The organism is Streptomyces sp. NPDC003011 (genome assembly GCF_053591515.1).
On record NZ_JBSFTY010000030.1, the window covers coordinates 17,133 to 31,031 of the forward strand.

Genomic DNA, 13,899 nt, shown 5'->3' on the forward strand with positions numbered 1-13,899 from the left:
GCGGCCGGTGCGCCGCTCGGGCGCCCGGCCGCGATCCGCGGTGGGGTGAGTGAGGCCGGGCGCCTCAGGTCACGTCGTCGTACCCGTTGACCCGCTCGGTGCTCGCCTGCTCGGGCAGCGCCCGGCTGGCCGGGACGGTCTCCACCTGGCCGATGTCCTCGGGCGTGAGGTCGAGCTCGGAGGCCTCGTCGTCGGCGGGGCCGAGCTCGTCGCGGCGGCGCCTGCGCCGGTCGTTGACCAGGGAGAAGGCGACCGCGGCGAAGTACAGCACCCAGATCGGTCCGGCGAGCGCCAGCATCGAGATGGGGTCGGTGCTGGGCGTGGCGATGGCCGCGAAGAGCGTGATGCCCAGGATCATGCCGCGCCACCAGCCGAGCATGCGCTTGCCGGTGATCGCCCCGGTGAGGTTGAGGAAGACCAGCAGCAGGGGCAGCTCGAAGGAGAGGCCGAAGACGAGCACCATGCGCGTGACGAGGTCGAGCAGGTCGTCCAGCGGCAGCAGGTTGGAGACGCCGGACGGCGTGAAGTCGAGCAGCACCTTCGCCGTGGTGGGCAGCACCGCGTAGGCGAAGTAGGCGCCGCCGAGGAACAGCGGGGCCCCCATGCCGACGAACGCGTAGGCGTACTTCTTCTCGTGCTTGTGCAGGCCGGGTGCGACGAAGGCCCACAGCTGGTAGAGCCAGACCGGCGAGGCCAGGACGACACCGGCCATCAGCGACACCTTCAGCGCCAGCGTGAAGGGCATGAGCAGACCGTTGACCGTGATCTGCGCACACGTCTCCGAGGAGGTCTTCGACAGTTCCTCGAAGGACAGGTCGCAGCCGACGCTGTCGAGAATCGGCTCGGTGATGAAGTTGATGATGTCGTAGTAGAAGAAGGCGGCGACGACGGTGACGGCGACGATGGCCAGCATCGCCTTCGCGAGCCGGTTGCGGAGTTCACGAAGGTGCTCCGCGAGGGGCATCCGCCCCTCGGGATCCTTCTCCTCTTTGCGGGCGGACTTCAGCAACCCACGTTCCCATCTCGTGCGGCGGGCCGGAGGTCACCGGCCCTGCGTCAGCGCTTGGTCGTGTCCGTCGGCTCGGCGACCGGGCGCGAGCTGGTCACGTCACCGGGAGCGGCCTGGATGGTGCGCTGAGCCGCGGACTGCTGGTCGTCCTGCGGCGGGGCCGCGGGAGCGGACGTGTTGTCCTGGCCCTCGGACTTCATCGCCTTCGCCTCGCTCTTGAGGATACGAGCGGACTTGCCGAGCGAACGCGCCATGTCGGGAAGCTTCTTGGCGCCGAACAGCAGGATGATGACGACGAGGATGAGAATGATCTCGGGGGCGCCGAGCCTTCCGAACATAAGTCTTTACCTTCTCACCGAGGCGGCTTTGGGTGGGGTGCTGTCCGACCGGTCGGACAGGTGTCCGATCAATCGTGCTTGACAGCGATCGTAACGCTCAGGGGTGAACGCCTGGCAATCCCTGTGCGTACTCCCGGTCCGCGGATCCGGGCCTCGTTCTCCGGTCCGCGACCAGCAGCGTACCTGCCGGGACCACCGGGGTGACAGGGCGAAGCGGCCCAAAACGCATCACACCCGGAACTCACAGGGAACACCCCGGTGGGCTCACAGGGAGTCCACAGCGCGGGCCGCGCTCATCGACGCCCGCTCCAGATCCTCGGCGGCACGGTTGATCCGCTGCGCGGATTCCGTGACCTGCCTGCCCAGCCGCTGCGCCTCCACGAAGACCCGGACGGCGAGCACACCGAGAACGGCCAGACCCAGAAAACCCACAGCTACCGCGAACATCGCCCAGAACATGACGCCGAGCCTAGACCGTCCGGCACACCCGTCGCCGCTAGGGCGAGTGCAGCCGCAGCGTCCTGACACCGCCGCCGGTGAGCAGTTCGACGATCCGTTCGCCGGCCGGCTTGCGCACGGAGGCGCCGCACTCGGGGCAGGTGAAGGAGTAGAACGTCGTGCGGCTGGAGGCGCCGATGGCCAGCCGCAGGGCGCTCGCGGCGAGCTCGAAGCGGCCCCGGCAGTCCGGGCAGCCGGCCCGGAACGTCACCGGGGTCACGCTTCTCATCCCGGCGAAGGCGGCGGACACCGTCATGGCCCCGCCGGACGTCGACGACTCGCTCAAAGCCCTGCTCCTGTTCTTCTCGCCGTTCGCCTCGGGGGCGTCTCGGGGGAGGCGTCTCGGGGACGCCCTGGCCGGTGCGAGCAGGCGACCGCGCCCAGCAGCCCTCGCCTCCGGCGCGTCCGCGGCTCACGTCCGCCTGTCGGACCGCCCGTCGGGCACCGCGTGCGCCTCGATCCCGTCGTACGCCGCCAGCGCCTCGCGGGCCGCCTCGCGGGCGCTGACGGCGAGGTCGCCGGGGGAGACGATCCGGCCGTCGCGCCCGAGCCGCAGCGCCAGCCGCCGCAGGGACGTGGGATCCGGGGTCCGCAAGGTGATACGCAGCCCGCCGTCCGCAAGCTCGTCCGCACTGTCGTGCGGGTAGTACTCGGCGACCCAGCGCCCGCCCGGGCCGACCTCGATGACGACCTCGGGATCCTCGGCGGCGGGCTGCACCAGCGCCTCGGACAGGTCCCGCAGCTCGATCTCGGGCGGGGCGGACGGCTCGTCGAGGATCTTGATCTCGGCGACCCGGTCGAGACGGAAGGTGCGGCGCGCCTCGGAGCGTCGGCACCAGGCCTCCACGTACGTGTGCCCGACGCTGACCAGCCGGATCGGGTCGATCTCCCGCTCGGTGACCTCGTCCCGCGCGGGCGAGTAGTAGCGGATCCACAGCCGGCGCCGCTCGGAGATCGCCCGGTCGACGTCGGCGAAGACGCCGCCCTCGGACTCGAAGGTCACCGACAGCCGGGAGCTGGCGCCCGCCTGCTCGCCGGCCGCGGCCTCGACCTTGGCGGTGGCGCGCAGCAGCGCCTGCCGGTCGCTCTCGCGCAGCCCGGGCAGCGTGGACACCGCACGGGCGGCGACCAGCAGCGCGGTGGCCTCGTCGGCGGCGAGCCTCAGCGGCTCGGCGGCCTCCGCCCCGAGGGCGGCGGGGTTGTGCCACCAGATCCGCTCACCGTCGGTGTCGATGTCGAGCAGGTCGCCACCGCGGAAACTGGTCCCGCACATCGGCAGGACGTCGAGGTCGGAGACCAGTTCGTCCTCGCTGATCCCGAAGGCGCGGGCGACGTCCTCGACGCGGGCGCCGGGCCGTTCCCGCAGATACGTCACCAGGGACAGCATCCGCCGGGTCTGGTCGATGGCGTTGCCCGGCCTGGCCGGTTTTCCCACCACTTTCTTACGCCCCCTCAGCCCTTGGCCACGGCTCGCAGCCGGTCCAGCACGTCGGCCCGCAGTTCGGCGGGCTCCAGGACCACCACGTCCGGCCCGAACTCCACCAGCCAGGCGTCCAGTCCGTGCCCGTACGGAATCTCCAACTCGTCCCAGCCGTCTCCCAGTTCCCGAACCGAGGTGGCCTTCGCCCGCAGGGGGTAACCCGCGCCGGTGCGCAGCCGGATCCGCGCGGAGCGGTCGGCGCTCTCCCCCGCCCAGCTCGCGACGGTCTCCCGCACGGTGACGACGTCGGGGACCGGGACGGTGAGCCGCGTACCGCGCGAGCGCACCTTGCCCGTGATCCGGGACAGCCGGAACACCCGCTCGGCACCCCGGTCGCGGTCGTAGCCGGCCAGGTACCAGTGGCCGCGCCAGCACTCCAGCGCCCACGGCTCGACATGGCGGGGCTCGGGGTGGGCGGCGTTGGCCTTGCGGTAGTCGAAGACGACCGGGCGGCGGTCGCGGCAGGCCAGCATCAGCGGTTCGAACGCGGCCTCGTGCACGGGGATCCGGGGCTCCAGGGCGCCATGCGCCTCGTACGGGTCGACGTCCTCGGGGATGCCCGCCGCGCGCAGCTTCTGCAGGGCGCCGCTGGCGGCGCCGGCGAGCCGGGCCTGCTGCCACACCTTGGCGGCCAGCCCCAGGGCGGCGGCCTCCTCGGCGTCGAGGGTGATGGCCGGGAGGCGGTTGCTGTCGCGGCGGGCCATGTACCCGACCTCGCCGTCGAGGTTCTCGACGGTCTCGATCACCAGGCCGAGTTCGCGCAGGTCGTCCTTGTCGCGCTCGAACATCCGGTTGAAGGAGTCGTCCGAGCCGGCTTCCAGATAGGCCTCGATGGACTCGCGCAGCTCGCGCTTGCTGAGCGGCCGCCGGGTCCCGAGCAGACACAGCGCCAGGTTCATCAGCCGCTCGGCCTTGGCAATGGCCATCGACGCCCTTCGCCTCCCTATGGTGCTTACGGACGATGACCGTACCGCTCCGCGGTGGCGCGGCAAAAGCCGAGGGCCCATGCCCGGACAGGCATGGGCCCCAGCTGGTCGAGACCGGTCGTAGGGCGATCAGACCCCGAGGAGGTCGACCACGAAGATCAGGGTCTCACCAGGCTTGATCGCCGGGGTCGGGCTCTGGTTGCCGTAGGCGAGGTGGGCCGGGATGGTCAGCTGGCGCCGGCCGCCGACCTTCATGCCCTGCACACCCTGGTCCCAGCCCTTGATGACCCGGCCGCCGCCCAGCGGGAAGCGGAACGGCTGGCCGCGGTTCCAGCTGGCGTCGAACTCCTCGCCGGTGCTGAAGGCGACGCCGACGTAGTGGACGGTGACGGTCTGGCCCGCCTGCGCCACCGCGCCGTCGCCCTCCCAGATGTCCTTGATCTCCAGGTCCGCCGGGGGCTCGCCGCCCGGGAAGTCGATCTCGGGCTTGTCGATGCTCACGTCTCTAGCTCCTGCTTGTGTACGGAAAGGCAACGGGCACAGTCTTGCATCCCGGCAAGGTCACATCTTCGCCAGGATGTCGACCGAGAAGACCAGCGTGGAGTCCTTCTTGATGCCACTGCCGGCCGGCGGGCTGTCGCCGTAGCCCAGCTTCGGCGGGATGGTGATGAGGACGCGGCTGCCGACCTTCTTGCCGGTCAGACCCTGCGCCCAGCCCTTGACGACCTGCTGGAGCGAGAACGACGTCAGGGTGCTGCGGCTGTACGTCGAGTCGAACTCCTTGCCGGTGTCCCACAGCACGCCCTTGTACTGGACGAGCACGGTGTCCTCGGCCGCCACCTCGTCCCCGTCGCCCTCGATGACGTAGTTCGCCACCAGCTTCGTCGGCGCGTCGGCCTCGGGGACGTCGATGGAGGGCGCCTTGCCGTCGGTGTTGGTGCCGACCTTCGGCAGGCCGGTGTCGTCCTGCGCGACATCGGTGCCCTTGGCGGAGCTCTTGCCGTTGAAGGTGTTCTGCACGTCGACCACGAAGACCAGCGTGTCGGTGCCCTTGATGCCGGCCTGCGGCTGGCCCTGCGAGCCGTACCCCCAGGTGGGCGGCACGGAGAACTCGACGCGGCTGCCGGCCTTCTTGCCGGCCAGGGCGTACCGCCAGCCGTCGATGATGCTGCCCGCGGCCAGCTGGATGACCAGCGGCGACTTGCGGTCGTAGGAGTTGTCGAAGACCTTCGCCGTGTCCCAGATCTGGCCGAGGTAGTGCGCCTGGATGTAGTCGTTCTCGGCGAGCGTGGTGCCGTTGCCCGCGACGACCGTCTTGACCGCCAGCTGCTTCGACGGGTCGCCGCTGCCCTTGGCGACGGTCGGCTTCTCACCGGTCTTCGTGCCCGCGGTGATCGCCGGCAGCGGCCCGTCGACGATCTTCGGCGGCGGCGCGGACGATCCCGAGGGCGACGCCGAGGGCGACGCGCTGTCGCTCGCCTCGCTCGAGTCGGACGTGTCGTCGCCGCACGCGGCGAGCGCGGCCAGTCCTGCGGGAACGGCGATGAGGAGTGAGCGTCGGCGCACGGTGGGGGCCTCGTAATCGGTCGATCTTGTTGATGGCGTGCGCGCAACTCTACGGCGTGAGAAGGGCGCCGTACGTGAAACGTACGGCGCCCGTGTGGCGTTCCGAATATCTCTCCGGAACTGTTGCTCACATTCCGGCGATCAGCTTCTCCACCCGCTCGTCCACCGAACGGAACGGGTCCTTGCACAACACGGTGCGCTGCGCCTGGTCGTTGAGCTTGAGATGCACCCAGTCGACCGTGAAGTCCCGGCGCTGCTCCTGCGCCCGCCGGATGAAGTCGCCGCGCAGCCGTGCCCGAGTGGTCTGCGGGGGAACCGACTTGCCCTCGAAGATCTTCAAGTCGTTGCAGATCCGGGCGGCTTGGCCCCTCTTCTCCAGCAGGTAGTACAGGCCACGACGGCGGTGGATGTCGTGGTAGGCGAGGTCTATCTGCGCGACCCTCGGGTGGGACATGGTCATGTTGTGCTTGGCCCGGTACCGCTCGATGAGTTTGTACTTCATGACCCAGTCGATCTCGGTGCCGATCCGGTCGAGGTCCTCGGCCTCGATCGCGTCGAGCGTGCGGCCCCACAGCTCCAGGACCTGCTCGACGGTGCCGGTGCGGATGCCCCGGCGCTCGCAGAAGTCCACGGCCTTCTCGAAGTACTCGCGCTGCACCTCCAGCGCGGAGGCCTCCCGGCCGCTGGCCAGGCGCACCTTGCGCCGGCCGGTGATGTCGTGGCTGACCTCGCGGATCGCCCGGATCGGGTTCTCCAGGGTGAGGTCCCGCATCACGGTGCCCGCCTCGATCATGCGCAGCACCAGGTCGGTGGCGCCGACCTTCAGCAGGTTCGTCGTCTCGGACATGTTCGAGTCGCCCACGATGACGTGCAGGCGGCGGTAGCGCTCGGCGTCCGCGTGCGGCTCGTCGCGGGTGTTGATGATCGGCCGGGAGCGGGTCGTCGCCGAGGAGACACCCTCCCAGATGTGCTCGGCCCGCTGGCTGACGCAGTACACCGCGCCGCGCGGGGTCTGCAGCACCTTGCCCGCACCGCACAGGAGCTGGCGGGTGACGAGGAACGGGATGAGGATGTCCGCGAGCCGCGAGAACTCGCCGTGACGTGCCACCAGATAGTTCTCGTGGCAGCCGTACGAGTTGCCGGCCGAGTCGGTGTTGTTCTTGAAGAGGTAGACGTCGCCCGCGATTCCCTCCTCGTGCAGGCGTCGTTCGGCGTCCACCAGGAGTCCTTCGAGAATGCGCTCGCCTGCTTTGTCGTGGGTGACCAGTTCGGTCACGTTGTCACATTCGGGGGTCGCGTATTCCGGATGTGACCCGACGTCGAGATAGAGGCGGGCGCCGTTTCGCAGAAAGACATTGCTGCTGCGGCCCCATGACACGACACGGCGGAAGAGGTACCGCGCCACCTCGTCGGGAGACAGGCGTCGCTGTCCCCTGAACGTACACGTGACGCCGTACTCGTTCTCCAGCCCGAAAATGCGGCGGTCCATGAGTGAACATTACGCCCGATCCCCCGAGCTGAAACGGGGTTCGACAGCACGGTTTGGATCATTTTCCGATGAAGACGCAACCACCGCTCCCCCACCGGGTACTGCGAGTACCCGCCCCGTGGCCAGCAGGACCACCAGCGACACGGCCCCCGCGGCCCCCGGCACGGCGAAGCCCCACAGGGTCCCGCCCGCCTCCACCACCGGCCCGGTGAGCCCCGTCCCGACCGACGTCCCCACCGTGAACGTCGTCACGAGCCAGGAGAACGCCTCGGTGACCGTCCCGCGTGGCGCGTGCCGGTCGACCAGGACGAACGCGCACGCGATGACGGGCGCGAGGAACACGCCCGCGAGGACCGCCAGCAGCGTCATGGCCACCGCTCCCGGGATCAGCGTCAGCGGCACGTAACACACCGCCAGAAGCGCGACCAGGGCCTGCAGTCGCCGGGCCGGCTCACCGGTCCACTGCCGCGCCCCGTAGAAGAGACCGCCGACCAGGGCGCCCAGCCCCACGCCCGCCATCAGCCAGCCGTACACCACGTCGCCGCCGTGGTCGTCCGCGTACGCCACGGACGCCACCGTGATGGAGCCGAGCGCGATGCCGACGAACAGCAGCGCGCCGAGCAGCGCGAGGAGTCCGGGCGAGCGCAGGGCGCCGAGCCAGTGCGCCTCGCGCGGCGCCGAACGCCACGCGCGCGAGGGCGGCGACACGGCCACGGAGAGCGCGCCGAGCACCCCGATGACGTTCAGGACGAGCAGTGCGCCCCGCTCGGACCACAGCGACGCGCACAGGGTCACCAGCAAGGGCCCGACGGTGAACATGACCTCCTGCGCGATGGCGTCCAGCGCGTACGCCGTGTGCACCTGGTCCTCCTTGCGCAGGACACTGGACCACAGTGCGCGCAGGCCGCCCTCCAGGGGCGGCGTGAAGAGCCCGGCGGCTGCCACGGCAGCGTAGGAGAGCGGCAACGGCTCGGTGCCGGTGAAGCCGAAGACGGTCATCGCGAGGGCCGACAGGACCGCGGCGGACAGCTGGACGCGCGGCTGGCCCTGGAGGTCCACGAGCCGTCCGAGCACCGGCTGGCCCACGGCGTTGGCGATCCCGTAGGCGGCCACGAGCCCTCCGGCCAGGCTGTACGTGCCGCCCTCCGCGCGGACGAACAGCACGATCGCGATGGCGGCTGTGGCGTTGGGCAACCGCCCCACCAGCGTGCCGACCAGCAGCCGGACGGCGTGCCTCGCCCTGAGGATCTCCAGATAGCCCGCGGCCATGTCCCAGCCCTTTGCTCGCCTGTGCGCCGGTGACGCGTGAGGTTTTACGTATAACGTCCTCCGTCATACGTACCATGTGCGCTGTTCGCCCGTCCAGACGAAAGAGCAGGCAGCCGGTGGCACCAGGCAGCACCCGACCCACCAGCCGTGACGTCGCCCAGGCCGCGGGCGTCTCCCAGGCCGCGGTCTCCCTGGTCCTGGGCGACAAGTGGCGCGGGCGGGTGTCCCGGACCACCGCCGAGCGCGTCCGGGAGGCCGCGCGCGAGCTGGGCTACCGGCCCAACCTCGCCGCCCGCAACCTGCGCCTGGGCCGCACCCGCACGGTGCTCCTGGTGGTCCCCGCCCTGACCAACGAGTTCTTCGCGGGCGTCTACACCGGCGCCGCCCGGATCGCCGCCGAGCACGGCTTCGGCGTGGTCCTGTACCCCTCCCCCGAGGGCATCGGCCCCGCCCGGGACCCCTTCGCCTCCGCCCAGGCCGCCCTCGACGGCGTCATCGCCTCCTCCATGGCCGCCGACGCCGTCACCGCCATCCGCGGCGACCAGCTGCCCCTCGTGATGCTGGACAGCGACCCGGCCGGAAACCTCGGCGCCGCCACCGTCAACCTGGACATCGCCGACGGCGTACGGCAAGTCACCGCCCACCTGCTCGGCCTGGGGCACCGCCGCTTCCTGCACCTCGCCGCCGACGTGCCGTCCTGGACCTTCGAGGTACGCGCCCGCGAACTGGCCGACCGGATCGGCGCTGTCCCCGGCACATCGATCCGCACCACCCGCGCGCCGATCTCCATCGAGGGCGCCGTGACCGCCACCGAGGCCGCGCTCTCCGCCCCCGGCCCCCGGCCCACCGCCCTGGTCTGCGACGACGACAAACTCGCCGCCGGCGCCTACAAGGCCCTGCGCCGCCTCGGCCTGCGCGTCCCCGACGATGTCTCCGTCACCGGTCTCGACGACCTCGCCCTGGCCACGGCCATCGACCCGGAGCTGACAACCGTGCGCCTGGACGCCGAGCTGGTCGGCGAACGCGGCATGCACGCCCTGCTGGCCGTCCTGGAGGGCCGCACACCGGAGGCCGGGGACATTCCCGTCCAGCTGGTCGTGCGGGGCTCCACGGCGCCGCCGAGCGCCTCCTGAACCGCCTGCGCCCCGGCCGAGTGACCGGCCGGGGCGCACAGAGGGTCCAGAGGGTCCAGAGGGTGAGGATCAGGCCGCGCTACTCGTCGTCGGAGCTCTCGGCCTCGGTGCTCGCTCCGCCGGCCTCCAGCAGCCGGCCGAGCTGACGGCCGACGATCCGCTTGAACTTGCGCTTCTGCGGACGCGTACGGTCCAGCACCGCGACCTCCAGGCGCTCCGCGGGGATCTCCCGCTCACTGCCGTTGGTGTCGCGGGACAAGGCCTGGACGGCCAGCTTCAGCGCCTCCGCGAGGCTCATGCCGTCCTGGTGGCGCTGGTCCAGATAGCTGCTGATCGTCTCGGCGTTGCCGCCGACCGCGACCGAGCCGTGCTCGTCCACGATCGAACCGTCGTGCGGCAGCCGGTAGATCTGGTCGCCCTCCGCCGTCTCCCCCACCTCGGCGACGACCAGCTCCACCTCGTACGGCTTCTCGGCCGCGCTGGAGAAGATCGTGCCCAGCGTCTGGGCGTAGACGTTGGCGAGACCGCGGGCGGTCACGTCGTCCCGGTCGTAGGTGTAACCCCGCAGGTCGGCGTAGCGCACACCGCCGATGCGCAGGTTCTCGTACTCGTTGTACTTGCCGGCGGCCGCGAAGCCGATCCGGTCGTAGATCTCGCTGAACTTGTGCAGCGCGCGGGACGGGTTCTCGCCGACGAAGACGATGCCGTCGGCGTACTGCAGCACGACCAGGCTGCGGCCACGGGCGATGCCCTTGCGGGCGTACTCCGCCCGGTCGGCCATGGCCTGCTGGGGGGAGACATAGAACGGCGTCGACACCGGTTATCCGTCCCTTTCTGTCGAAGTCACACGATCACCTTGATAAAGACCGGCCGCCGACTAGAGCAGGGCGGCGCGCGGGCCGTCGGGCTGCTCCAGACGCCGCTCCAGGATGGACCGGGCGATCTCGGAGGACTCGTCGTCGCCGAGCCGACGGAAACCGTCCTCGGTGATCACGGTGACGATGGGGTAGATCCGGCGGGCGACATCGGGACCACCGGTCGCCGAGTCGTCGTCGGCCGCGTCGTACAGGGCCTGCACCACGAGCATCGTGGCCTCGGCCTCGCTCAGGTCCTCACGGAAGAACTTCTTCATGGCACCGCGCGCGAAGACCGAGCCGGAACCCGTCGCCGCGAAGTTGTGCTCCTCGGAGCGGCCGCCCGTCACGTCGTAGGAGAAGATCCGGCCCTTGGCCCGGTCCACGTCGTACCCGGCGAAGAGCGGGACCACGGCCAGGCCCTGCATGGCCATGCCGAGGTTGGAACGGATCATGGTCGACAGGCGGTTCGCCTTGCCCTCCAGGGAGAGCTGCGCCCCCTCGACCTTCTCGAAGTGCTCCAGCTCCAGCTGGAAGAGCTTGACCATCTCGACGGCGAGACCGGCGGTGCCGGCGATGCCGACGGCCGAGTACTCGTCGGCCGGGAAGACCTTCTCGATGTCGCGCTGGGCGATCACGTTGCCCATCGTGGCCCGCCGGTCACCGGCCAGCACGACACCGCCGGGGAAGGTCACGGCCACGATCGTGGTGCCGTGCGGCGCCTCGATCACGCCCTGCGTGGGAGGCAGTTGCCGGTTCCCGGGCAGGATCTCCGGCTGGTGTTCGGACAGGAAGTCCATGAAGGACGAGGACCCAGGCGTCAGGAAGGCAGCTGGCAGACGCCCGGTGCTACGAGTGTTGGCTTCCACGCGATTCCTTCCACGTAAGCAGCAGCCCGCCTTATGGCATCGGGCCGATCCTTGAACTGCCCCAGCGCGGCGTTGCAGCTGAAGCACGGTACGCCCCGGACCCTACCCGTGTTGTGGCAGTGATCCACATGTGCGGCCGGAGCCGCCGAACATATGCGGCGGACGCCCGCCTGCGAGGCGATCAACTCGTGACGCCCGGCTTCGGTGAGCCCGTACTGCCGCTGGGGAGGCCACCCGCTGTGAGGCTCCACTTCGCCGCAGATCCGGCGGAGCTTGTGCCCGGCCGGAACGTCCGGCTTCTCGCGGACCCGGCCCACGGCCTCCCGGCGGCGCCGGTCATGCGTGGCGCTGTAGTGCGCCACGCACTCCCGGCACCGCATCTGGAGACCAGCGCTCCGGTTCCCGTCCCGTGCGAATGCGGCCACGGGCAGGTCTCCTTGCCGCCCCTACACCGCTTCCTGCGCGGCTCCCCAGCCACTCCTCAGCCCCCGCTTCCTTCGACTCGAAGGAGAAATGGCCGAACGACCGCCTACTGCCCACCCTTTTGCACGAAGCTTCGAACGAAATCTTCTGCGTTCTCTTCGAGCACGTCATCGATCTCGTCCAGGACGGAGTCGACATCGTCGCTCAGCTTCTCCTGGCGCTCCTTGAGGTCTTCGGATGCCTGCGCCTCGGGCGCCTCCTCGACCTCCTCGGTGTTGCGCGTCGCCTTCTGCTGTCCGCCGCCGGTGTCCTTGGTCGCCATAACCCTCACCCCGCTCGGTTCGACGTTCTTGATCAGACCCTACAAGCAGGGTCCGACATCGGCCCCGCAGTTCCCTCAACGTCCGGGGACCATCTCGATGATTCCCGGACGGAGAGGATTCCACCCTGGGGGACCGCGCCGGCCCCGAGTACCCATCAGTTGCCGGACAGCACCCTGACCAGGTCTTCCGCCGTACGACAGCGGTCCAGGAGCTCCTTGACGTGATTACGCGTTCCGCGAAGCGGTTCCAGGGTTGGGACGCGCTGGAGCGAGTCCCGGCCCGGCAGATCGAAGATCACGGAGTCCCAGGACGCCGCCGCCACGTCGTCCGCGTACTGCTCCAGGCACCGTCCGCGGAAGTAGGCGCGGGTGTCCTCCGGCGGCTTCGTACGGGCCCGCTCGACCTCGCCGTCGTCCAGCAGCCGCTTGATGCGGCCGCGGGCCGCCAGACGGTTGTAGAGGCCCTTGTCGGGGCGTACGTCGGCGTACTGGAGGTCGACCAGGTGCAGCCGCGCCGCGTCCCAGTCCAGGTCGTCCCGGCGCCGGTAGCCCTCCATGAGCTCCCGCTTGGCGACCCAGTCCAGCTCGCCGGCCAGGCTCATGGGGTCGTTCTCCAGGCGGTTGAGGGTGTCCTCCCAGCGGGCCAGGACGTCCTTGGTCTGGTCGTCGGCGTCCGCGCCGTACCGCTCCTCCACGTACTTGCGGGACAGCTCGAAGTACTCCATCTGCAACTGGACCGCGGTCAGTGTCCGGCCGCTGCGCAGCGTGACCAGGCGCTTGAGCGTCGGGTCGTGCGAGACCTGGTGGAGGGTGCGGACGGGCTGGTCGACGGCCAGGTCGACGGCGATGAAGCCGTCCTCGATCATGGACAGGACGAGCGCCGTCGTGCCCAGCTTGAGATAGGTGGAGATCTCCGAGAGGTTCGCGTCTCCGATGATCACGTGCAGACGGCGGTACTTCTCGGCGTCGGCGTGCGGCTCGTCGCGGGTGTTGATGATGGGGCGCTTGAGGGTGGTCTCCAGGCCCACCTCGACCTCGAAGTAGTCGGCGCGCTGGCTGAGCTGGAAGCCGTGCTCGTGCCCGTCCTGGCCGATGCCGACGCGGCCCGCTCCGGCGAAGACCTGGCGGGAGACGAAGAACGGCGTGAGGTGGCGCACGATGTCCGAGAAGGGGGTCTCCCGCTTCATCAGGTAGTTCTCGTGGGTGCCGTAGGACGCGCCCTTGTTGTCGGTGTTGTTCTTGTACAGGTGGATCGGCTGGGCACCGGGCAGCTGGGCGGCCCGTTCCGCCGCCTCCGCCATGATGCGCTCGCCGGCCTTGTCCCACAGGACGGCGTCGCGCGGGTTGGTCACCTCGGGGGCGCTGTATTCGGGGTGCGCGTGGTCGACGTAGAGCCGCGCGCCGTTGGTGAGGATCACGTTGGCGAGGCCGATGTCCTCATCGGTGAGCTGGCTGGAGTCGGCGGTCTCGCGGGCGAGGTCGAAGCCTCGCGCGTCCCGCAGCGGATTCTCCTCCTCGAAGTCCCAGCGGGCCCGGCGGGCCCGGTGCATCGCCGCCGCGTAGGCGTTGACGATCTGGGACGAGGTGAGCATGGCATTGGCGTTCGGGTGGCCGGGGACGGAGATCCCGTACTCCGTCTCGATGCCCATTACTCGCCGTACGGTCATGCGGCCCTCCTTGCCCGGCGGCGCCCTCGGTCGGGGGCCCCGCTCAAGTACCGCTG

15 protein-coding genes and 1 pseudogene are annotated in these 13,899 nt (G+C 70.1%); 1 reads left to right on the plus strand and 15 read right to left on the minus strand.

The features are described 5' to 3' along the window. Positions 1-64 precede the first annotated feature (64 nt). The 10 genes from tatC to ACWD0J_RS17180 all read right to left on the minus strand — a co-directional run bounded on the left by tatC (position 65) and on the right by ACWD0J_RS17180 (position 8,575). Positions 65-1,009 (minus strand): twin-arginine translocase subunit TatC, encoded by a 945-nt coding sequence (gene tatC / locus ACWD0J_RS17135; RefSeq protein WP_451496618.1) that lies wholly within the window; start codon positions 1,007-1,009, stop codon positions 65-67. 47 nt (positions 1,010-1,056) lie between these two features. Continuing rightward, positions 1,057-1,347, minus strand: coding sequence for a Sec-independent protein translocase subunit TatA (gene tatA, locus ACWD0J_RS17140; RefSeq protein WP_451496619.1), 291 nt, complete (start codon positions 1,345-1,347; stop codon positions 1,057-1,059). A gap of 264 nt (positions 1,348-1,611) precedes the next feature. Continuing rightward, a complete protein-coding gene (locus tag ACWD0J_RS17145) occupies positions 1,612-1,806 on the minus strand; it encodes a hypothetical protein (protein ID WP_451496620.1) in 195 nt (64 codons plus the stop codon). A 37-nt stretch (positions 1,807-1,843) separates the two neighbouring features. Continuing rightward, positions 1,844-2,131: a hypothetical protein gene (locus ACWD0J_RS17150; protein WP_451496621.1), complete on the minus strand. Its 288-nt coding sequence runs from the start codon at positions 2,129-2,131 to the stop codon at positions 1,844-1,846. A 126-nt stretch (positions 2,132-2,257) separates the two neighbouring features. Beyond that, positions 2,258-3,283 carry a helix-turn-helix transcriptional regulator gene (locus tag ACWD0J_RS17155; RefSeq protein WP_451496622.1) on the minus strand — a complete coding sequence of 342 codons (1,026 nt, stop codon included), beginning with the start codon at positions 3,281-3,283 and terminating at the stop codon, positions 2,258-2,260. A gap of 14 nt (positions 3,284-3,297) precedes the next feature. Next, a complete protein-coding gene (locus ACWD0J_RS17160; protein ID WP_451496623.1) occupies positions 3,298-4,251 on the minus strand; it encodes a helix-turn-helix transcriptional regulator in 954 nt (317 codons plus the stop codon). A gap of 129 nt (positions 4,252-4,380) precedes the next feature. Beyond that, a complete protein-coding gene (locus tag ACWD0J_RS17165) occupies positions 4,381-4,752 on the minus strand; it encodes an FKBP-type peptidyl-prolyl cis-trans isomerase (protein WP_030672441.1) in 372 nt (123 codons plus the stop codon). Between the two features lie 60 nt (positions 4,753-4,812). After that, entirely contained in the window at positions 4,813-5,817 is a 1,005-nt protein-coding gene (locus ACWD0J_RS17170; RefSeq protein ID WP_451496624.1) for an FKBP-type peptidyl-prolyl cis-trans isomerase, read from the minus strand. A gap of 127 nt (positions 5,818-5,944) precedes the next feature. Next, on the minus strand, positions 5,945-7,306 hold the full coding sequence (gene pafA / locus ACWD0J_RS17175) for a Pup--protein ligase (RefSeq protein ID WP_451496625.1): 1,362 nt from the start codon (positions 7,304-7,306) through the stop codon (positions 5,945-5,947). A 9-nt stretch (positions 7,307-7,315) separates the two neighbouring features. After that, on the minus strand, positions 7,316-8,575 hold the full coding sequence (locus ACWD0J_RS17180) for an MFS transporter (protein WP_451496626.1): 1,260 nt from the start codon (positions 8,573-8,575) through the stop codon (positions 7,316-7,318). Positions 8,576-8,691: 116 nt separating this feature from the next. Here ACWD0J_RS17180 and ACWD0J_RS17185 point away from each other — a divergent pair, with 116 nt between their 5' ends. After that, positions 8,692-9,708, plus strand: coding sequence for a LacI family DNA-binding transcriptional regulator (locus tag ACWD0J_RS17185; protein ID WP_451496627.1), 1,017 nt, complete (start codon positions 8,692-8,694; stop codon positions 9,706-9,708). A 79-nt stretch (positions 9,709-9,787) separates the two neighbouring features. Here the strand turns inward: ACWD0J_RS17185 and prcA are convergent, their stop codons facing one another. From prcA to dop, 5 genes and pseudogenes are all read right to left on the minus strand, one after another. Further along, complete coding sequence (prcA, locus tag ACWD0J_RS17190; RefSeq protein ID WP_451496628.1) at positions 9,788-10,525, minus strand: proteasome subunit alpha; 738 nt, start codon at positions 10,523-10,525, stop codon at positions 9,788-9,790. Between the two features lie 60 nt (positions 10,526-10,585). Next, positions 10,586-11,431, minus strand: coding sequence for a proteasome subunit beta (gene prcB, locus ACWD0J_RS17195; RefSeq protein WP_451496629.1), 846 nt, complete (start codon positions 11,429-11,431; stop codon positions 10,586-10,588). After that, a pseudogene (locus ACWD0J_RS17200) lies at positions 11,383-11,909 on the minus strand (endonuclease VII domain-containing protein). Before ACWD0J_RS17200 ends, prcB begins: the two are co-directional and overlap by 49 nt. 51 nt (positions 11,910-11,960) lie before the next feature. Further along, entirely contained in the window at positions 11,961-12,176 is a 216-nt protein-coding gene (locus tag ACWD0J_RS17205; RefSeq protein ID WP_030038375.1) for a ubiquitin-like protein Pup, read from the minus strand. A 155-nt stretch (positions 12,177-12,331) separates the two neighbouring features. Beyond that, a complete protein-coding gene (gene dop, locus ACWD0J_RS17210) occupies positions 12,332-13,843 on the minus strand; it encodes a depupylase/deamidase Dop (RefSeq protein ID WP_451496630.1) in 1,512 nt (503 codons plus the stop codon). Positions 13,844-13,899 lie beyond the last annotated feature (56 nt).

Coding starts and splice junctions, on each gene's coding strand:
- ACWD0J_RS17160 (WP_451496623.1), bottom strand. CDS start 4,251: ATGGCCATTGCCAAGGCCGAGCGGCTGATGAACCTGGCGCTGTGTCTG.
- ACWD0J_RS17180 (WP_451496626.1), bottom strand. CDS start 8,575: ATGGCCGCGGGCTATCTGGAGATCCTCAGGGCGAGGCACGCCGTCCGG.
- ACWD0J_RS17145 (WP_451496620.1), bottom strand. CDS start 1,806: ATGTTCTGGGCGATGTTCGCGGTAGCTGTGGGTTTTCTGGGTCTGGCC.
- ACWD0J_RS17205 (WP_030038375.1), bottom strand. CDS start 12,176: ATGGCGACCAAGGACACCGGCGGCGGACAGCAGAAGGCGACGCGCAAC.
- dop (WP_451496630.1), bottom strand. CDS start 13,843: ATGACCGTACGGCGAGTAATGGGCATCGAGACGGAGTACGGGATCTCC.
- tatA (WP_451496619.1), bottom strand. CDS start 1,347: ATGTTCGGAAGGCTCGGCGCCCCCGAGATCATTCTCATCCTCGTCGTC.
- pafA (WP_451496625.1), bottom strand. CDS start 7,306: ATGGACCGCCGCATTTTCGGGCTGGAGAACGAGTACGGCGTCACGTGT.